This window comes from Pseudomonas sp. Irchel s3b6 (genome assembly GCF_900187415.1).
In the GTDB taxonomy this organism is placed as follows: domain Bacteria; phylum Pseudomonadota; class Gammaproteobacteria; order Pseudomonadales; family Pseudomonadaceae; genus Aquipseudomonas.
Window position 1 is genome coordinate 1 of sequence record NZ_FYDM01000025.1, and the last position, 15,135, is coordinate 15,135.

At 55.2% G+C, this 15,135-nt stretch carries 28 protein-coding genes; all 28 read right to left on the reverse strand.

Going from position 1 to position 15,135, the window contains the following annotated elements; all coding sequences use genetic code 11:
• Window positions 1–175 precede the first annotated feature (175 nt).
• Complete coding sequence (gene bfr / locus CKW07_RS24230) at window positions 176–640, reverse strand: bacterioferritin (protein WP_095147401.1); 465 nt, start codon at window positions 638–640, stop codon at window positions 176–178.
• A gap of 155 nt (window positions 641–795) precedes the next feature.
• The gene (locus CKW07_RS24235) at window positions 796–2,244 is read right to left on the reverse strand and encodes a catalase (protein WP_095147402.1); all 1,449 of its coding nucleotides are present in this window, start codon (window positions 2,242–2,244) and stop codon (window positions 796–798) included.
• A gap of 228 nt (window positions 2,245–2,472) precedes the next feature.
• Window positions 2,473–2,859, reverse strand: coding sequence for a 50S ribosomal protein L17 (gene rplQ, locus CKW07_RS24240; RefSeq protein ID WP_024778333.1), 387 nt, complete (start codon window positions 2,857–2,859; stop codon window positions 2,473–2,475).
• A 42-nt stretch (window positions 2,860–2,901) separates the two neighbouring features.
• The gene (gene rpoA, locus CKW07_RS24245) at window positions 2,902–3,903 is read right to left on the reverse strand and encodes a DNA-directed RNA polymerase subunit alpha (protein ID WP_007924176.1); all 1,002 of its coding nucleotides are present in this window, start codon (window positions 3,901–3,903) and stop codon (window positions 2,902–2,904) included.
• Between the two features lie 22 nt (window positions 3,904–3,925).
• The gene (rpsD, locus tag CKW07_RS24250) at window positions 3,926–4,546 is read right to left on the reverse strand and encodes a 30S ribosomal protein S4 (RefSeq protein WP_003210056.1); all 621 of its coding nucleotides are present in this window, start codon (window positions 4,544–4,546) and stop codon (window positions 3,926–3,928) included.
• Window positions 4,547–4,564: 18 nt separating this feature from the next.
• Window positions 4,565–4,954, reverse strand: a complete 390-nt coding sequence (gene rpsK, locus CKW07_RS24255; protein ID WP_002555466.1) for a 30S ribosomal protein S11 — start codon at window positions 4,952–4,954, stop codon at window positions 4,565–4,567.
• Between the two features lie 30 nt (window positions 4,955–4,984).
• Window positions 4,985–5,341 (reverse strand): 30S ribosomal protein S13, encoded by a 357-nt coding sequence (gene rpsM / locus CKW07_RS24260; RefSeq protein ID WP_042729624.1) that lies wholly within the window; start codon window positions 5,339–5,341, stop codon window positions 4,985–4,987.
• A 130-nt stretch (window positions 5,342–5,471) separates the two neighbouring features.
• The gene (rpmJ, locus tag CKW07_RS24265; RefSeq protein ID WP_002555468.1) at window positions 5,472–5,588 is read right to left on the reverse strand and encodes a 50S ribosomal protein L36; all 117 of its coding nucleotides are present in this window, start codon (window positions 5,586–5,588) and stop codon (window positions 5,472–5,474) included.
• Between the two features lie 24 nt (window positions 5,589–5,612).
• Window positions 5,613–6,941, reverse strand: coding sequence for a preprotein translocase subunit SecY (gene secY / locus CKW07_RS24270; RefSeq protein WP_095080431.1), 1,329 nt, complete (start codon window positions 6,939–6,941; stop codon window positions 5,613–5,615).
• Window positions 6,942–7,379 carry a 50S ribosomal protein L15 gene (gene rplO / locus CKW07_RS24275; protein ID WP_003228720.1) on the reverse strand — a complete coding sequence of 146 codons (438 nt, stop codon included), beginning with the start codon at window positions 7,377–7,379 and terminating at the stop codon, window positions 6,942–6,944.
• A gap of 3 nt (window positions 7,380–7,382) precedes the next feature.
• Window positions 7,383–7,559, reverse strand: a complete 177-nt coding sequence (gene rpmD, locus CKW07_RS24280) for a 50S ribosomal protein L30 (protein ID WP_003186033.1) — start codon at window positions 7,557–7,559, stop codon at window positions 7,383–7,385.
• A 2-nt stretch (window positions 7,560–7,561) separates the two neighbouring features.
• Complete coding sequence (gene rpsE, locus CKW07_RS24285; protein WP_003186035.1) at window positions 7,562–8,062, reverse strand: 30S ribosomal protein S5; 501 nt, start codon at window positions 8,060–8,062, stop codon at window positions 7,562–7,564.
• Window positions 8,063–8,065: 3 nt separating this feature from the next.
• On the reverse strand, window positions 8,066–8,416 hold the full coding sequence (gene rplR, locus CKW07_RS24290; RefSeq protein WP_003186037.1) for a 50S ribosomal protein L18: 351 nt from the start codon (window positions 8,414–8,416) through the stop codon (window positions 8,066–8,068).
• A gap of 10 nt (window positions 8,417–8,426) precedes the next feature.
• Window positions 8,427–8,960, reverse strand: coding sequence for a 50S ribosomal protein L6 (gene rplF / locus CKW07_RS24295; RefSeq protein ID WP_007896774.1), 534 nt, complete (start codon window positions 8,958–8,960; stop codon window positions 8,427–8,429).
• Between the two features lie 12 nt (window positions 8,961–8,972).
• On the reverse strand, window positions 8,973–9,365 hold the full coding sequence (gene rpsH, locus CKW07_RS24300) for a 30S ribosomal protein S8 (RefSeq protein WP_017848802.1): 393 nt from the start codon (window positions 9,363–9,365) through the stop codon (window positions 8,973–8,975).
• A 209-nt stretch (window positions 9,366–9,574) separates the two neighbouring features.
• The gene (gene rpsN / locus CKW07_RS24305; protein ID WP_093426479.1) at window positions 9,575–9,880 is read right to left on the reverse strand and encodes a 30S ribosomal protein S14; all 306 of its coding nucleotides are present in this window, start codon (window positions 9,878–9,880) and stop codon (window positions 9,575–9,577) included.
• A 13-nt stretch (window positions 9,881–9,893) separates the two neighbouring features.
• Complete coding sequence (gene rplE / locus CKW07_RS24310) at window positions 9,894–10,433, reverse strand: 50S ribosomal protein L5 (RefSeq protein WP_003210069.1); 540 nt, start codon at window positions 10,431–10,433, stop codon at window positions 9,894–9,896.
• Between the two features lie 20 nt (window positions 10,434–10,453).
• Window positions 10,454–10,768, reverse strand: a complete 315-nt coding sequence (rplX, locus tag CKW07_RS24315; protein WP_042561341.1) for a 50S ribosomal protein L24 — start codon at window positions 10,766–10,768, stop codon at window positions 10,454–10,456.
• Between the two features lie 11 nt (window positions 10,769–10,779).
• Complete coding sequence (gene rplN, locus CKW07_RS24320) at window positions 10,780–11,148, reverse strand: 50S ribosomal protein L14 (RefSeq protein ID WP_002555479.1); 369 nt, start codon at window positions 11,146–11,148, stop codon at window positions 10,780–10,782.
• Window positions 11,149–11,171: 23 nt separating this feature from the next.
• Window positions 11,172–11,438, reverse strand: coding sequence for a 30S ribosomal protein S17 (gene rpsQ / locus CKW07_RS24325; protein ID WP_003176419.1), 267 nt, complete (start codon window positions 11,436–11,438; stop codon window positions 11,172–11,174).
• A 2-nt stretch (window positions 11,439–11,440) separates the two neighbouring features.
• On the reverse strand, window positions 11,441–11,632 hold the full coding sequence (rpmC, locus tag CKW07_RS24330) for a 50S ribosomal protein L29 (protein WP_002555481.1): 192 nt from the start codon (window positions 11,630–11,632) through the stop codon (window positions 11,441–11,443).
• On the reverse strand, window positions 11,632–12,045 hold the full coding sequence (rplP, locus tag CKW07_RS24335; RefSeq protein ID WP_003186052.1) for a 50S ribosomal protein L16: 414 nt from the start codon (window positions 12,043–12,045) through the stop codon (window positions 11,632–11,634). The genes rpmC and rplP overlap by 1 nt, the downstream gene beginning before the upstream one ends.
• Window positions 12,046–12,057: 12 nt before the next feature.
• Window positions 12,058–12,744, reverse strand: a complete 687-nt coding sequence (rpsC, locus tag CKW07_RS24340; protein ID WP_003176422.1) for a 30S ribosomal protein S3 — start codon at window positions 12,742–12,744, stop codon at window positions 12,058–12,060.
• Between the two features lie 13 nt (window positions 12,745–12,757).
• Window positions 12,758–13,090: a 50S ribosomal protein L22 gene (gene rplV, locus CKW07_RS24345; RefSeq protein ID WP_003103908.1), complete on the reverse strand. Its 333-nt coding sequence runs from the start codon at window positions 13,088–13,090 to the stop codon at window positions 12,758–12,760.
• Window positions 13,091–13,101: 11 nt separating this feature from the next.
• A complete protein-coding gene (gene rpsS, locus CKW07_RS24350; protein ID WP_002555486.1) occupies window positions 13,102–13,377 on the reverse strand; it encodes a 30S ribosomal protein S19 in 276 nt (91 codons plus the stop codon).
• A 16-nt stretch (window positions 13,378–13,393) separates the two neighbouring features.
• Window positions 13,394–14,218 (reverse strand): 50S ribosomal protein L2, encoded by an 825-nt coding sequence (rplB, locus tag CKW07_RS24355; protein WP_095147403.1) that lies wholly within the window; start codon window positions 14,216–14,218, stop codon window positions 13,394–13,396.
• Between the two features lie 14 nt (window positions 14,219–14,232).
• Window positions 14,233–14,532, reverse strand: a complete 300-nt coding sequence (rplW, locus tag CKW07_RS24360) for a 50S ribosomal protein L23 (RefSeq protein WP_002555488.1) — start codon at window positions 14,530–14,532, stop codon at window positions 14,233–14,235.
• Complete coding sequence (gene rplD, locus CKW07_RS24365) at window positions 14,529–15,131, reverse strand: 50S ribosomal protein L4 (RefSeq protein WP_007924200.1); 603 nt, start codon at window positions 15,129–15,131, stop codon at window positions 14,529–14,531. Before rplD ends, rplW begins: the two co-directional genes overlap by 4 nt.
• Window positions 15,132–15,135: the final 4 nt, after the last annotated feature.

The window sequence follows — 15,135 nt, forward strand, 5'->3', positions numbered from 1 at the left end:
GTTTGCCGATGTCGATACCGAGAAGCGTCATCGTATTCATGAGAGATCCTCCGTCCGAAAACGAGAAAAGCCCTGCAAGCGTAAACCTGCAGGGCTTCTCGGTCAGGCTGACCATCTCATTAGCCCCTGGCACTTATTCAGTGCCAGGGGCTTTTTTGTGCGATCTGCAGGCGCGTTAGAACTGCGATTGCAGGTAGTTCTCCAGACCGATCAGTTTGATCAGTCCCAGCTGTTTCTCCAGCCAGTAGGTGTGATCTTCTTCGGTATCGGCCAACTGAATGCGCAGCATGTCGCGGCTGATGTAATCCTTGTGCCGCTCGCAGAGCTCGATGCCTTTGCAGAGCGCTGCACGCACCTTGTACTCCAGGCGCAGGTCGGCGGCGAACATGTCAGGCACCGTAGTCCCGACGTCCAGATCGTCCGCACGCATGCGTGGCGTGCCTTCGAGCATCAGGATCCGGCGCATCAGTGCATCGGCGTGCTGAGTCTCTTCTTCCATTTCGTGATTGATGCGCTCGTAGAGCTCGGTAAAGCCCCAGTCCTCATACATCCGCGAATGGATGAAATACTGATCACGCGCTGCCAGTTCGCCCGTGAGCAATGTGTTGAGGTAATCGATTACGTCCGGGTGACCTTGCATTGCCCTACATCTCCCTGCTTGAAAGTCTGTAGTTTGAACCAAGGCGACCGTTTGGTCACTCGAATCGCGCGATAAAAGCGAAGATATTCTGAGAAAATCAGTTTAAATAACGCAAAAACCGCCCAAATGAGGGCGGTTCTGCTTATCGTTTAGACTTAGTTAAGCTGTACGCCCAACGCCTTCGCGATGCCTTCGCCATAGGCCTGGTCAGCCTTGAAGAAATGCTGCAGCTGGCGATCGACCACGTCACCGGAAACACCCGCCATGGCACCGGCAATGTTGCTGATCAGCAGGGCTTTCTGCTCATCGCTCATCAACCGGAACAACGCACCGGCATGGCTGTAGTAGTCGGTGTCTTCACGGTGATCGTAGCGATCAGCCGCGCCACTCAATGCCAATGCCGGCTCGGCAAAACGAGGGGCCTGCTTGGGCGCTTCCACGTAGCTGTTGGGCTCATAGTTAGGTGTCGCACCACCGTTACTGCCAAACGCCATCGAGCCGTCGCGCTGGTAGCTGTTGACCGGACTGCGAGGCGCATTCACCGGCAACTGCTGGTGATTGGTACCGACGCGGTAGCGGTGGGCATCCGCGTAGGCAAAAACCCGACCTTGCAGCATGCGGTCCGGCGACAGACCCACCCCTGGCACCATGTTGCTTGGACCAAAGGCTGCCTGCTCGACTTCAGCGAAGTAGTTCTGCGGATTACGGTTGAGCTCCAGTTCACCCACTTCAATCAGCGGGAACTCCTTCTGCGACCAGGTCTTGGTCACGTCGAACGGGTTTTCGTAATGCGCCGCGGCTTGGGCCTCGCTCATGATCTGGATGCATACCCGCCATTTCGGGAAGTCACCGCGCTCGATCGCACCAAACAGATCACGCTGAGCGTAATCCGGATCCGTACCGGCCAGACGTGCCGCCTCGGCCGGCGCCAGGTTCTTGATGCCCTGCTTGGTCTTGTAGTGCCACTTGACCCAGTGACGCTCGCCTTGGGCGCCGATCAGGCTGTAGGTGTGGCTGCCGAAGCCGTGCATGTGACGGTAGCCGTCAGGGATACCCCGATCAGAGAACAGGATGGTGACCTGGTGCAGCGCCTCAGGTGAGTGCGACCAGAAGTCCCACATCATCTGTGCACTTTTCAGGTTGCTCTGCGGCAGGCGTTTCTGGGTGTGGATGAAATCCGGGAACTTCAACGGGTCGCGAATGAAGAACACTGGCGTGTTATTGCCCACGATGTCCCAGTTGCCTTCCTCGGTATAGAACTTGAGCGCAAAACCACGTGGATCGCGTTCGGTGTCAGCTGAGCCGCGCTCGCCACCGACAGTGGAGAACCGCAGAAACGTAGGGGTTTGTTTACCCACCGATTCGAACAGCTTGGCGCTGGTGTACTGGGTAATGTCGCGCGTAACAGTGAACGTACCGTAAGCACCCGAGCCCTTGGCGTGTACACGGCGCTCCGGGATGTTTTCACGGTTGAAGTGGGCAAGCTTCTCGATCAGGTGGAAATCGTCGAGCAGCAGCGGGCCACGAGGGCCGGCGGAACGGGAATTCTGGTTATCGGCGACAGGTGCGCCGCTAGCGGTAGTCAGCGTTTTGTTTTGGCTCATGCTCAATCTTCCTCTTCAGTCCTGGAAACTGCCGGCTAATCGGCTGAGAGGGAGTATTGACCATGAACATGACACCATCAAATTTATTAATTGATCGACATCAATAGAAATAAACTAATAGCCAGCACCACTGGACAGCACCCGGATCGACCTGTTGCCAGCACTGACTTTTCTTGCGCGCACAAAAAACCGGGCACGAGGCCCGGTTTTTTGTTTCAGACTGACGTCTTACTCAGCGGATACAGCTTCACCGCCGGTAGCACGATCAACCAACTCGACGTACGCCATAGGCGCGTTGTCGCCAGCGCGGAAACCGCACTTGAGGATGCGCAGGTAGCCACCCTCACGGGTAGCGTAACGCTTGCCCAGGTCGTTGAAGAGCTTACCAACGATAGCTTTCGAACGAGTACGGTCGAAAGCCAGACGGCGGTTAGCCAGGCTGTCTGTCTTGGCCAAAGTGATCAGCGGCTCAGCAACGCGGCGCAGTTCTTTGGCTTTCGGCAGTGTAGTTTTGATCAGCTCGTGCTCGAACAGCGACACCGCCATGTTTTGGAACATGGCCTTGCGGTGCGAGCTGGTGCGGCTCAGGTGACGCCCACTTTTACGATGACGCATGGTTCATTCCTTACCAAACACTACGTTCGGTGATTACGACGATCAGGCAGTCGCCTTGTCGTCCTTCTTAAGACTTGCAGGCGGCCAGTTGTCGAGGCGCATGCCGAGGGACAGACCGCGGGAGGCCAGAACGTCCTTGATTTCAGTCAAGGATTTCTTGCCCAGGTTCGGAGTCTTCAACAGTTCTACTTCGGTACGCTGAATCAGGTCGCCGATGTAGTAAATGTTTTCCGCCTTAAGGCAGTTAGCCGAACGTACAGTCAGTTCCAGATCGTCAACCGGGCGAAGCAGGATCGGATCGATCTCGTCTTCCTGCTCGATTACCACTGGCTCACTGTCACCCTTGAGGTCGACGAACGCAGCCAACTGCTGTTGCAGGATGGTTGCAGCGCGGCGGATAGCCTCTTCAGGATCCAGAGTACCGTTGGTTTCCAGATCAATAACCAGCTTGTCCAGGTTAGTACGCTGCTCGACACGGGCGTTTTCCACCACGTATGCGATACGGCGAACCGGGCTGAACGAAGAGTCAAGCTGCAAGCGACCAATGCTGCGGCTTTCGTCTTCATCGCTCTGACGCGAGTCGGCCGGTTCATAACCACGACCACGAGCTACTACGAGCTTCATGTTCAGGGCGCCGTTAGACGCCAGGTTAGCGATTACGTGATCGGGATTAACGATCTCGACATCATGATCCAGCTGAATATCGGCAGCGGTAACCACCCCCGAACCCTTCTTCGACAAGGTCAGCGTAACTTCGTCACGGCCGTGCAGCTTGATAGCCAGACCTTTAAGGTTCAACAGGATTTCAATTACGTCTTCCTGTACACCTTCGATGGCGCTGTACTCGTGGAGCACACCGTCAATCTCGGCCTCGACTACTGCACAGCCGGGCATTGAGGACAACAGGATGCGGCGCAGCGCGTTGCCCAGGGTGTGGCCAAAACCACGCTCGAGAGGCTCGAGAGTGATCTTGGCGCGGGTTGGACTGACAACCTGCACATCAATATGGCGGGGTGTCAGGAACTCATTTACCGAAATCTGCATGGATGCACCTATTTTCTAGCCCTTACTTGGAGTAGAGCTCGACAATCAGGCTTTCGTTGATGTCGGCGGACAGATCACTGCGAGCTGGAACGTTCTTGAAAACGCCCGACTTCTTCTCAGTGTCTACTTCTACCCATTCTACGCGGCCACGTTGGGCACACAGATCGAGAGCTTGGACAATGCGAAGTTGATTCTTTGCTTTCTCGCGAATCGCGACCACGTCACCAGCACGAACCTGGTAGGACGGAACGTTTACGGTCTGACCGTTAACGCTGACGGATTTGTGCGATACCAGCTGACGGGATTCGGCACGAGTCGAACCAAAGCCCATACGGTATACAACGTTGTCCAGACGGCATTCGAGCAGTTGCAGCAGGTTTTCACCGGTTGCACCTTTCTTGCCGGCGGCTTCTTTGTAGTAGCCGCTGAACTGACGCTCGAGAACGCCGTAGATACGACGGACCTTCTGCTTTTCACGCAGTTGGGTGCCGTAGTCGGACTGGCGACCGCGGCGTTGGCCGTGGATACCAGGTGCTGCTTCAATGTTGCACTTCGATTCGATCGCGCGCACGCCGCTCTTCAGGAAGAGATCGGTGCCTTCGCGACGAGCGAGTTTGCATTTTGGACCAATGTAACGAGCCATTCTTTACAATCTCCTGGATTACACGCGGCGCTTCTTCGGCGGACGGCACCCGTTGTGCGGGATTGGCGTCACGTCGGTGATGCTGGCGATCTTATAGCCACAGCCGTTCAAAGCACGGACAGCGGACTCACGACCTGGACCTGGACCCTTGACGTTAACGTCGAGGTTTTTCAGGCCGTATTCCAGCGCAGCTTGACCAGCACGTTCAGCAGCTACTTGAGCAGCAAACGGGGTGGACTTGCGGGAACCGCGGAAACCCGAACCACCGGAGGTAGCCCAGGAAAGAGCGTTACCTTGACGGTCGGTGATGGTCACGATTGTGTTGTTAAAAGATGCATGGATGTGGGCGATGCCATCAACCACTGTCTTTTTAACTTTTTTACGAGGACGAGCAGCAGGTTTTGCCATGATTAAATTCCTGTCGATTCGCTGGGGCGATTACTTGCGGATCGGCTTACGCGGACCTTTACGGGTACGCGCGTTGGTCTTGGTACGCTGACCGCGTACTGGCAGACCACGACGATGACGCAGACCGCGATAGCAACCGAGGTCCATCAAGCGCTTGATTTTCATGTTGATTTCGCGACGCAGGTCACCTTCAGTGGTGAACTTCGCCACTTCGCCACGCAGCTGTTCAATTTGCTCGTCGCTCAGATCCTTGATCTTTGCGGCCGGGTTTACCCCAGCATCTGCACAGATCTTCTGTGCAGTAGTGCGACCAACACCATAGATGTAGGTCAGCGAGATAACAGTATGCTTGTTATCTGGAATGTTAACGCCTGCAATACGGGCCATTCAGTGGGACTCCAATTGACAGCTACCTACGCCCCGGAAGCCAAGAAATAGGGCGCGAGATAATATCGCTGTAATAACAAATAATCAACCCAGCAGCGCACTAGCTGCTGGGCTTGAAGCACAATCACACTCAGCCTTGGCGCTGTTTGTGACGCGGTTCCGCGCTGCAAATTACTCGAACAACACCTTCGCGGCGAATAATCTTGCAGTTACGGCACAGCTTTTTCACCGATGCACGAACTTTCATCACCAACTCCTCGAACCTTATGGGTCAGCGCAGCATGCCGCTGCCGTAACCCTTCAGGTTGGCTTTCTTCATCAGGGATTCGTACTGGTGCGAAACGAGGTGCGATTGTACTTGGGACATGAAGTCCATCACAACCACGACGACGATCAGCAACGAGGTCCCGCCAAGGTAGAACGGAACGTTTGCTGCAACCACCAGGAACTGGGGCAGCAAGCACACGGCCGTCATATAGAGAGCACCGAACATGGTCAAGCGGGTCAGAACGCCATCAATATAGCGCGCAGACTGCTCGCCTGGACGGATGCCCGGAATAAAGGCACCGGACTTCTTCAGGTTTTCCGCTACGTCTTTCGGATTGAACATCAACGCCGTATAGAAGAAGCAGAAGAAAATAATCCCTGCACTAAACAGCAGAATATTCAACGGCTGACCAGGAGCGATCGACTGCGAGATGTCCTGCAACCAGCCCATACCTTCAGACTGACCGAACCAGGCACCCAACGAAGCCGGAAACAGCAAAATGCTGCTTGCGAAAATAGCCGGAATAACGCCGGCCATGTTCACCTTCAACGGCAGGTGGCTAGTCTGCGCAGCGAAGACCTTGCGGCCCTGCTGACGCTTGGCGTAGTGAACAGCAATACGACGCTGACCACGCTCAATGAACACCACGAAACCGATAATCGCTACTGCCAGCAGACCGATGGCAACCAGGGCGAAGATGTTGATATCACCCTGACGCGCAGACTCGAAAGACTGCCCGATTGCTCTCGGAAGACCGGCCACGATACCCGCGAAAATCAACATCGAGATACCGTTGCCAACACCACGCTCAGTAATCTGCTCACCCAGCCACATCATGAACATTGCGCCAGCCACAAACGTGGTTACCGCAACGAAATGGAAGCCAAAGTCACCAGTGAACGCAACGCCCTGCCCTGCCAGACCTACGGACATGCCGATAGCCTGAACAAGAGCGAGGACGACAGTGCCGTAGCGGGTGTACTGGCTGATCTTGCGACGGCCAGCTTCACCTTCCTTCTTCAACTGCTCCAGCTGCGGGCTGACGGCGGTCATCAGTTGCATGATGATCGATGCCGAAATGTACGGCATGATCCCCAGTGCAAAGATGCTCATCCGTTCCAGCGCGCCGCCGGAAAACATGTTGAACAAGCTAAGAATGGTCCCCTCATTCTGTCGAAACAGGTCCGCGAGTCGGTCCGGGTTGATACCTGGAACCGGGATGTGTGCGCCTATTCGGTAGACGATAATCGCCAGGAACAGAAAACGCAGACGAGCCCAGAGTTCAGACATACCGCCTTTGCCGAGCGCAGAGAGAGCACCTTGCTTAGCCATTTATTCCTCGAACTTGCCGCCAGCTGCTTCGATAGCCGCACGCGCACCTTTGGTGGCGCCGATTCCCTTGCCGATAGTGACAGCGCGAGTCACTTCACCGGACAGCATGATTTTCACACGCTGTACGTTGACGTTGATCACGTTGGCATCTTTCAGGGACTGCACGGTGACGATGTCGCCTTCCACTTTGGCCAGCTCGGACAGACGCACTTCTGCGCGGTCCATGGCTTTCAGGGAAACGAAACCGAACTTCGGCAGGCGACGATGCAGCGGCTGTTGACCGCCTTCAAAGCCTGGAGCAATGGTGCCACCGGAGCGGGAGGTCTGACCTTTGTGGCCACGGCCACCAGTCTTACCCAAACCACTACCGATACCACGGCCCGGACGATGCTTTTCGCGACGGGAACCCGGCGCTGGACTCAGATCATTGAGTTTCATCGATTAACCCTCGACACGCAGCATGTAGTAAGCCTTGTTGATCATCCCGCGATTCTCGGGAGTATCCAGCACTTCTACAGTGTGACCGATGCGACGCAGACCCAGACCCTTAACGCACAGTTTGTGGTTAGGGATGCGGCCGGTCATGCTTTTGATCAGCGTTACTTTTACGGTAGCCATGATCAGAAGATCTCCTTGACGCTTTTGCCACGCTTGGCGGCAATGGATTCAGGAGACTGCATTGCTTTCAAACCCTTGAAAGTGGCGTGAACCACGTTTACAGGGTTAGTCGAGCCGTAGCACTTGGCCAGAACGTTCTGAACGCCAGCAACTTCGAGGACAGCACGCATAGCGCCGCCAGCGATGATACCGGTACCTTCAGAAGCAGGCTGCATGTACACCTTCGAAGCGCCGTGAGCGGACTTCATTGCGTACTGCAGAGTGGTGCCGTTCAGATCAACCTGGATCATGTTGCGGCGAGCAGCTTCCATTGCCTTCTGGATCGCAGCAGGCACTTCACGCGACTTGCCACGGCCGAAGCCAACGCGACCCTTACCATCACCAACCACGGTCAACGCGGTGAAAGTGAAGATACGGCCGCCTTTAACGGTTTTGGCTACGCGGTTAACTTGAACCAGCTTCTCGATGTAGCCTTCGTCGCGCTTTTGGTCGTTATTTGACATAACTTAGAACTCCAGCCCAGCTTCACGAGCAGCATCAGCCAGCGCCTTGACGCGGCCGTGGTACTTGAAGCCAGAGCGGTCGAAAGCCACCTGCGAGACGCCAGCGGCTTTAGCACGCGTAGCGACCAGCTGGCCAACCTTAGTGGCCGCGTCGATGTTGCCGGTGGCACCATCACGCAGTTCTTTGTCCAAAGTCGAGGCACTTGCCAGGACTTTGTTGCCGTCGGCCGAAATGACCTGGGCGTAGATGTGCTGCGAAGAGCGGAACACGCAGAGACGCACGACTTCGAGTTCGTGCATTTTCAGGCGTGCTTTGCGAGCGCGACGCAGTCGAGTAACTTTTTTGTCGGTCATTTGCTATGCCCTACTTCTTCTTGGCTTCTTTACGACGGACGACTTCGTCCGCGTAGCGCACACCTTTGCCTTTGTACGGCTCTGGTGGACGGAAGTCGCGGATCTCGGCGGCCACTTGACCTACCAGCTGCTTGTCGATACCCCGGATCAGGATATCGGTCTGGCTAGGAGTCTCAGCGGTGATGCCTTCCGGCAGTTCGTAATCCACTGGGTGCGAGAAGCCGAGAGCCAGGTTCAGCACTGTGCCTTTTGCTTGCGCTTTGTAACCAACACCGACCAGCTGGAGCTTGCGCTCGAAGCCTTGGCTTACGCCTTGGACCATGTTGTTAACCAACGCACGAGTGGTACCAGCCATTGCGCGAGTCTGTTGATCGCCATTGCGAGCAGCAAAACGCAGCTCACCGGCTTCTTCAACGATCTCAACGGACGAATGGATGTTCAGTTCGAGAGTGCCCTTGGCACCCTTTACCGAAAGCTGTTGGCCTGCGAATTTTACTTCGACGCCGGCTGGCAGCTTAACGGGGTTCTTAGCGACGCGAGACATGCTTATCCCCCCTTAGAACACAGTGCAAAGAACTTCGCCGCCGACACCGGCAGCGCGCGCAGCACGATCAGTCATCACACCCTTGTTGGTGGAGACGATAGACACACCGAGACCGCCACGAACTTTTGGCAGATCCTCGACGGACTTGTACTGACGCAGGCCTGGACGGCTAACGCGCTTCACTTCCTCGATGACCGGACGGCCTTCGAAGTACTTCAGCTCGATGGACAGCAGTGGTTTGATTTCGCTGCTGATCTGATAACCCGCGATGTAACCTTCGTCCTTCAGGACTTTGGCTACAGCCACCTTCAACGTGGAAGACGGCATGCTTACGACGGACTTTTCAGCCATCTGGGCATTACGGATTCGAGTTAGCATGTCCGCTAACGGGTCCTGCATACTCATGGGCTAGACGCTCCTAATACAGAAAAATTAGCCTTGCGGCTACTACTTGTCGCCGAGAAACTCCGGGCATAGAAAACACGGGCTCAGGCGAGCCGGTCATTCTAGACACACCCCAGAAATGAATCAAGCCCCAAAAGGGGCTTGATTCAGTTTCAAGGCCACCGATGGTCAGGATCTTGCGATCCCGAACACCGAGACTTTGATAGCACTTACCAGCTGGCTTTAACCAGACCTGGTACGTCACCACGCATTGCCGCTTCACGCAGTTTGTTACGGCCCAGGCCGAACTTGCGGTAAACGCCGTGCGGACGACCAGTCAGGCGGCAGCGGTTACGCATGCGCGAAGCGCTTGCGTCACGTGGCTGCTTCTGCAGTGCTACGGAAGCTTCCCAACGCGCTTCTGGACTTGCGTTCAGATCGACGATGATAGCTTTCAGCGCTGCACGCTTGGTGGCGTACTTGGCAACGGTGAGCTGACGCTTCAGCTCACGGTTTTTCATGCTCTTCTTGGCCATTTTCCTACTCCAATCAGTTGCGGAACGGGAATTTGAAAGCGCGCAGCAGAGCGCGACCTTCATCATCGTTCTTGGCAGTGGTGGTCAGGGTAATGTCCAGACCGCGGAGAGCATCGATCTTGTCGTAATCGATTTCCGGGAAAATGATCTGCTCTTTCACGCCCATGCTGTAGTTACCACGACCATCGAAGGACTTGGCATTCAGGCCGCGGAAGTCGCGAACCCGAGGCAGGGAGATCGACAGCAGACGATCCAGGAATTCGTACATACGCTCACGGCGCAGGGTCACTTTGACGCCGATCGGCCAACCTTCACGGACTTTAAAGCCAGCGATAGATTTGCGAGCGTAGGTCACAACGACTTTCTGGCCGGTGATCTTTTCCAGGTCAGCAACAGCGTGCTCGATGACTTTTTTGTCGCCGATCGCTTCGCCCAGACCCATGTTCAGGGTGATTTTGGTAACGCGCGGAACTTCCATCACGTTCGAAAGCTTAAGTTCTTCCTTAAGTTTCGGTGCGATTTCCTTCCGGTAAATCTCTTTTAGTCGTGCCATGGTCTTCTACCTAGCAGTGTTCAAGCATCAACCGCTTTTTGGGTCGACTTGAAGACACGAATTTTCTTACCTTCTTCTACTTTGAAACCAACGCGGTCAGCCTTGTTGGTTTCGCCGTTGAAGATGGCGACGTTGGAAGCGTGCAGTGGCGCTTCTTTCTCGACGATACCGCCCTGTACGCCCGACATCGGGTTAGGCTTGGTATGACGCTTGACCAGGTTCAGACCACCAACAACCAGACGGTTGTCAGCAAGAACCTTCAGCACCTTACCGCGCTTACCTTTGTCTTTGCCGGCGATCACGATGATCTCGTCGTCACGACGAATCTTTTGCATGTCGGATCTCCTTACAGCACTTCTGGGGCGAGCGAGACGATCTTCATGAACTTCTCAGTACGAAGTTCACGGGTCACTGGCCCAAAGATACGGGTGCCGATCGGCTCTTGCTTGTTGTTCAACAGAACAGCAGCGTTGCCATCAAAGCGGATAATGGAGCCATCAGCACGGCGAACGCCGTGGCGAGTGCGGACTACAACAGCAGTCATCACTTGGCCTTTTTTCACTTTACCGCGAGGAATTGCTTCCTTCACGGTAACTTTGATGATGTCACCGATACCAGCGTAACGACGATGGGAGCCACCCAGCACCTTGATGCACATAACGCGGCGTGCGCCGCTGTTATCGGCCACATCGAGCATGGATTGAGTCTGAATCATATAATTTCTCCGACCCCTAGTCCTTAGACTTCCACAGCGCGTTCGAGAACATCAACCAGTGCCCAAGACTTGGTCTTGGCCAGCGGACGAGTTTCACGAATAGTGACTTTGTCGCCGATGTGGCACTGATTGGTTTCGTCGTGCGCGTGCAGCTTAGTCGAACGCTTAACGTATTTACCGTAGATCGGGTGCTTAACGCGACGCTCGATCAGAACGGTGATGGTCTTGTCCATCTTGTCGCTGACAACACGGCCAGTCAGCGTACGGACAGTTTTTTCGGCTTCAGCCATGATTACTTACCTGCCTGCTGGTTGAGCACAGTCTTCACGCGAGCGATGTCACGTTTAACTTGCGAGAGCAGATGAGACTGCCCCAACTGGCCAGTTGCTTTCTGCATACGCAGATTGAACTGGTCGCGCAGCAGGCCGAGCAGTTGCTCGTTCAGCTGCTGTGCTGATTTTTCACGAAGTTCATTCGCTTTCATCACATCACCGTCCGCTTAACAAAGGAGGTGGCGAGTGGCAGCTTTGCAGCAGCCAGGGCGAACGCCTCACGCGCCAACTCTTCAGAAACACCCTCGATTTCATACAGGACTTTGCCTGGCTGAATCTGGGCAACCCAGTATTCCACGTTACCCTTACCTTTACCCATCCGAACTTCGAGTGGCTTCTTGGTGACAGGCTTGTCCGGGAACACACGGATCCAGATCTTGCCGCCACGTTTTACGTGACGGGTCAGAGCACGACGCGCTGACTCGATCTGACGAGCGGTGAGACGACCACGAGCTACAGACTTCAGCGCGAACTCGCCGAAGCTGACTTTGCTACCGCGCAATGCCAGACCACGGTTGTGGCCAGTCATTTGCTTGCGGAACTTCGTACGCTTTGGTTGCAACATTTGGCGTACCCCTTACTTAGCAGCTTTTTTACGAGGCGCTGGTGCTTGTGGTTTCAGCTCTTCTTGGCGACCACCAATTACTTCGCCTTTGAAGATCCAAACCTTTACACCGATCACACCGTAAGTGGTGTGAGCTTCGTAGTTGGCATAGTCGATGTCGGCACGCAGGGTGTGCAATGGCACACGACCTTCGCGATACCATTCAGTACGTGCGATTTCAGCACCGCCGAGACGACCGCTCACTTGGATTTTGATGCCTTTGGCACCAATGCGCATGGCGTTCTGAACAGCGCGCTTCATAGCGCGACGGAACATTACGCGACGCTCCAGCTGCTGAGCTACGCTCTGCGCAACCAGCATACCGTCGAGCTCCGGCTTGCGGATCTCTTCGATATTGATGTGCACAGGCACACCCATTTGCTTGGTCAGGTCCTGACGCAGTTTCTCAACATCTTCACCTTTCTTCCCGATAACGATACCTGGACGAGCGGTGTGGATGGTGATACGTGCAGTTTGGGCCGGACGATGGATGTCGATACGGCTTACGGACGCGCTTTTTAGTTTGTCTTGGAGATACTCACGCACCTTCAGATCAGCGAACAAGTAGTCCGCATAAGTCCGACCGTCTGCGTACCAGACGGAGGTGTGCTCCTTGACGATTCCCAGGCGAATGCCAATGGGATGTACTTTCTGACCCATCTCTTCGACTCCGTTACTTGTCAGCAACCTTGACAGTGATATGGCAAGACCGCTTGACGATGCGATCAGCACGGCCTTTGGCACGTGGCATGATGCGCTTCAGCGAACGCCCTTCGTTGACGAAAACGGTGCTGACCTTCAGGTCATCAACGTCTGCGCCTTCGTTATGCTCGGCGTTGGCTACGGCCGACTCCAGCACTTTCTTCATGATCTCGGCGGCTTTCTTACTGCTGAAAGCCAACAGGTTGAGCGCTTCGCCCACCTTCTTCCCGCGGATCTGGTCGGCGACCAAGCGGGCTTTCTGGGCGGAGATTCGAGCGCCCGACAACTTAGCGGCTACTTCCATTTCCTAACCCCTTAACGCTTGGCTTTCTTGTCTGCCACGTGCCCGCGATATGTGCGGGTACCGGCGAACTCGCCCAGTTTGTGGCCGACCATGTCTTCGTTCACGAGAACTGGGACGTGCTGACGACCGTTGTGTACTGCGATGGTCAGACCGACCATTTGTGGCAGGATCATCGAACGACGCGACCAGGTTTTCACCGGTTTGCGATCGTTCTTTTCCGCCGCCACTTCGATCTTCTTCAGTAGGTGAAGATCGATAAAAGGACCTTTTTTCAGAGAACGTGGCACTGTCGTATCCCTCTATTTACTTGCGACGACGGACGATCATTTTGTCGGTACGCTTATTACCACGAGTCTTCGCGCCCTTAGTCGGGAAGCCCCATGGCGATACCGGATGACGACCACCAGAGGTACGACCTTCACCACCACCATGTGGGTGGTCAACCGGGTTCATGGCAACACCACGAACGGTTGGGCGAACGCCACGCCAGCGTTTGGCACCAGCTTTACCCAGCGAACGCAGGCTGTGCTCGGAGTTCGAGACTTCGCCCAGGGTCGCACGGCATTCAGCCAGGACTTTACGCATTTCACCAGAGCGCAGACGCAGGGTCACATAGACACCTTCACGAGCGATCAGCTGAGCCGAAGCACCAGCGGAACGAGCGATCTGTGCACCTTTGCCCGGCTTCAGTTCGATGCCGTGAATGGTGCTACCCACTGGGATGTTGCGCAGTTGCAGGGAGTTGCCTGGCTTGATTGGAGCCAGAGCACCTGCGATCAGCTGGTCGCCAGCACTCACGCCTTTAGGGGCGATGATGTAGCGGCGCTCGCCGTCTGCGTAGCACAGCAGTGCGATGTGGGCAGTACGGTTTGGATCGTATTCGATACGCTCGACAGTGGCGACGATGCCATCTTTGTCGTTGCGACGGAAATCGACCATACGGTAATGCTGCTTATGACCACCACCGATGTGACGAGTGGTAATACGGCCATTGTTGTTACGACCACCAGTCTTCGATTTTTTCTCGAGCAGCGGTGCGTGAGGAGCGCCTTTATGCAGCTCCTGGTTGACCACCTTGACCACAAAACGGCGGCCAGGGGAAGTCGGTTTGCATTTAACGATTGCCATGATGCACCCCTTCCTTACTCAGCACTGCTGCTGAAATCGAGATCTTGGCCTGGCTGAAGGGAGATAACTGCCTTCTTCCAGTCATTACGCTTGCCCAGACCGCGAGCAGTGCGCTTGCTCTTACCCAGAACATTCAGGGTAGTAACACGCTCTACTTTCACGCTGAACAGGCTTTCGACGGCCTTCTTGATTTCCAGCTTGGTTGCATCAGTAGCAACCTTGAAAACGAACTGGCCTTTCTTGTCTGCCAGAACCGTAGCCTTCTCGGAAACGTGCGGGCCAAGCAGAACTTTAAATACGCGTTCCTGGTTCATCCCAGCAGCTCCTCGAATTTCTTCACGGCCGACACGGTGATCAACACCTTGTCGTATGCGATCAGACTAACTGGATCGGAACCTTGCACGTCACGCACATCAACGTGTGGCAGGTTACGAGCAGCCAGGTACAGGTTCTGATCAACAGCGTCAGACACGATCAGAACGTCGGTCAGGCTCATGTTGTTCAGTTTGCCCAGCAGGTCTTTGGTTTTCGGCGTTTCAACGGCGAAATCCTGAACCACGACCAGACGATCAGTACGCACCAGCTCAGCAAGGATGGAACGCATTGCTGCGCGATACATCTTCTTGTTCAGCTTCTGGGAGTGATCCTGAGGACGAGCTGCGAAAGTGGTACCGCCGCCACGCCAGATTGGGCTACGGATAGTACCGGCACGAGCACGGCCAGTACCTTTCTGACGCCAAGGGCGCTTACCGCCACCAGAAACGTCGGAACGGGTCTTTTGCTGCTTGCTACCTTGACGACCGCCGGCCATGTAGGCCACGACTGCTTGGTGAACCAGCGTCTCGTTGAATTCGCCGCCAAATGTCAGTTCGGAAACTTCGATCGCTTGAGCGTCATTTACATTTAATTGCATGTCA

Excerpts from the sequence above, each read along its gene's own strand:
- rplW (WP_002555488.1), bottom strand. The coding sequence starts at position 14,532 with ATGAACCAGGAACGCGTATTTAAAGTTCTGCTTGGCCCGCACGTTTCC.
- bfr (WP_095147401.1), bottom strand. The coding sequence starts at position 640 with ATGCAAGGTCACCCGGACGTAATCGATTACCTCAACACATTGCTCACG.
- rplB (WP_095147403.1), bottom strand. The coding sequence starts at position 14,218 with ATGGCAATCGTTAAATGCAAACCGACTTCCCCTGGCCGCCGTTTTGTG.
- rplN (WP_002555479.1), bottom strand. The coding sequence starts at position 11,148 with ATGATTCAGACTCAATCCATGCTCGATGTGGCCGATAACAGCGGCGCA.
- rpsD (WP_003210056.1), bottom strand. The coding sequence starts at position 4,546 with ATGGCTCGTTACATTGGTCCAAAATGCAAACTCGCTCGTCGCGAAGGC.
- rplP (WP_003186052.1), bottom strand. The coding sequence starts at position 12,045 with ATGTTGCAACCAAAGCGTACGAAGTTCCGCAAGCAAATGACTGGCCAC.
- rpsM (WP_042729624.1), bottom strand. The coding sequence starts at position 5,341 with ATGGCCCGTATTGCAGGCGTTAACATTCCAGATAACAAGCATACTGTT.
- rpmD (WP_003186033.1), bottom strand. The coding sequence starts at position 7,559 with ATGGCTACCGTAAAAGTAACGCTGATCAAAAGCATGACCGGCCGCATC.
- rpmJ (WP_002555468.1), bottom strand. The coding sequence starts at position 5,588 with ATGAAAGTTCGTGCATCGGTGAAAAAGCTGTGCCGTAACTGCAAGATT.
- rpsN (WP_093426479.1), bottom strand. The coding sequence starts at position 9,880 with ATGGCCAAGAAGAGCATGAAAAACCGTGAGCTGAAGCGTCAGCTCACC.
- rpmC (WP_002555481.1), bottom strand. The coding sequence starts at position 11,632 with ATGAAAGCGAATGAACTTCGTGAAAAATCAGCACAGCAGCTGAACGAG.
- rplE (WP_003210069.1), bottom strand. The coding sequence starts at position 10,433 with ATGGCACGACTAAAAGAGATTTACCGGAAGGAAATCGCACCGAAACTT.
- rplQ (WP_024778333.1), bottom strand. The coding sequence starts at position 2,859 with ATGCGTCATCGTAAAAGTGGGCGTCACCTGAGCCGCACCAGCTCGCAC.
- rplV (WP_003103908.1), bottom strand. The coding sequence starts at position 13,090 with ATGGAAGTAGCCGCTAAGTTGTCGGGCGCTCGAATCTCCGCCCAGAAA.
- rplR (WP_003186037.1), bottom strand. The coding sequence starts at position 8,416 with ATGACCGACAAAAAAGTTACTCGACTGCGTCGCGCTCGCAAAGCACGC.
- secY (WP_095080431.1), bottom strand. The coding sequence starts at position 6,941 with ATGGCTAAGCAAGGTGCTCTCTCTGCGCTCGGCAAAGGCGGTATGTCT.
- rpsQ (WP_003176419.1), bottom strand. The coding sequence starts at position 11,438 with ATGGCTGAAGCCGAAAAAACTGTCCGTACGCTGACTGGCCGTGTTGTC.
- CKW07_RS24235 (WP_095147402.1), bottom strand. The coding sequence starts at position 2,244 with ATGAGCCAAAACAAAACGCTGACTACCGCTAGCGGCGCACCTGTCGCC.
- rplD (WP_007924200.1), bottom strand. The coding sequence starts at position 15,131 with ATGCAATTAAATGTAAATGACGCTCAAGCGATCGAAGTTTCCGAACTG.
- rpsC (WP_003176422.1), bottom strand. The coding sequence starts at position 12,744 with ATGGGTCAGAAAGTACATCCCATTGGCATTCGCCTGGGAATCGTCAAG.
- rplO (WP_003228720.1), bottom strand. The coding sequence starts at position 7,379 with ATGAAACTCAATGATCTGAGTCCAGCGCCGGGTTCCCGTCGCGAAAAG.
- rpoA (WP_007924176.1), bottom strand. The coding sequence starts at position 3,903 with ATGCAGATTTCGGTAAATGAGTTCCTGACACCCCGCCATATTGATGTG.
- rplX (WP_042561341.1), bottom strand. The coding sequence starts at position 10,768 with ATGCAAAAGATTCGTCGTGACGACGAGATCATCGTGATCGCCGGCAAA.
- rpsK (WP_002555466.1), bottom strand. The coding sequence starts at position 4,954 with ATGGCAAAACCTGCTGCTCGTCCTCGTAAAAAAGTTAAAAAGACAGTG.
- rpsH (WP_017848802.1), bottom strand. The coding sequence starts at position 9,365 with ATGAGTATGCAGGACCCGTTAGCGGACATGCTAACTCGAATCCGTAAT.
- rplF (WP_007896774.1), bottom strand. The coding sequence starts at position 8,960 with ATGTCTCGCGTCGCTAAGAACCCCGTTAAGCTGCCAGCCGGCGTCGAA.
- rpsE (WP_003186035.1), bottom strand. The coding sequence starts at position 8,062 with ATGTCAAATAACGACCAAAAGCGCGACGAAGGCTACATCGAGAAGCTG.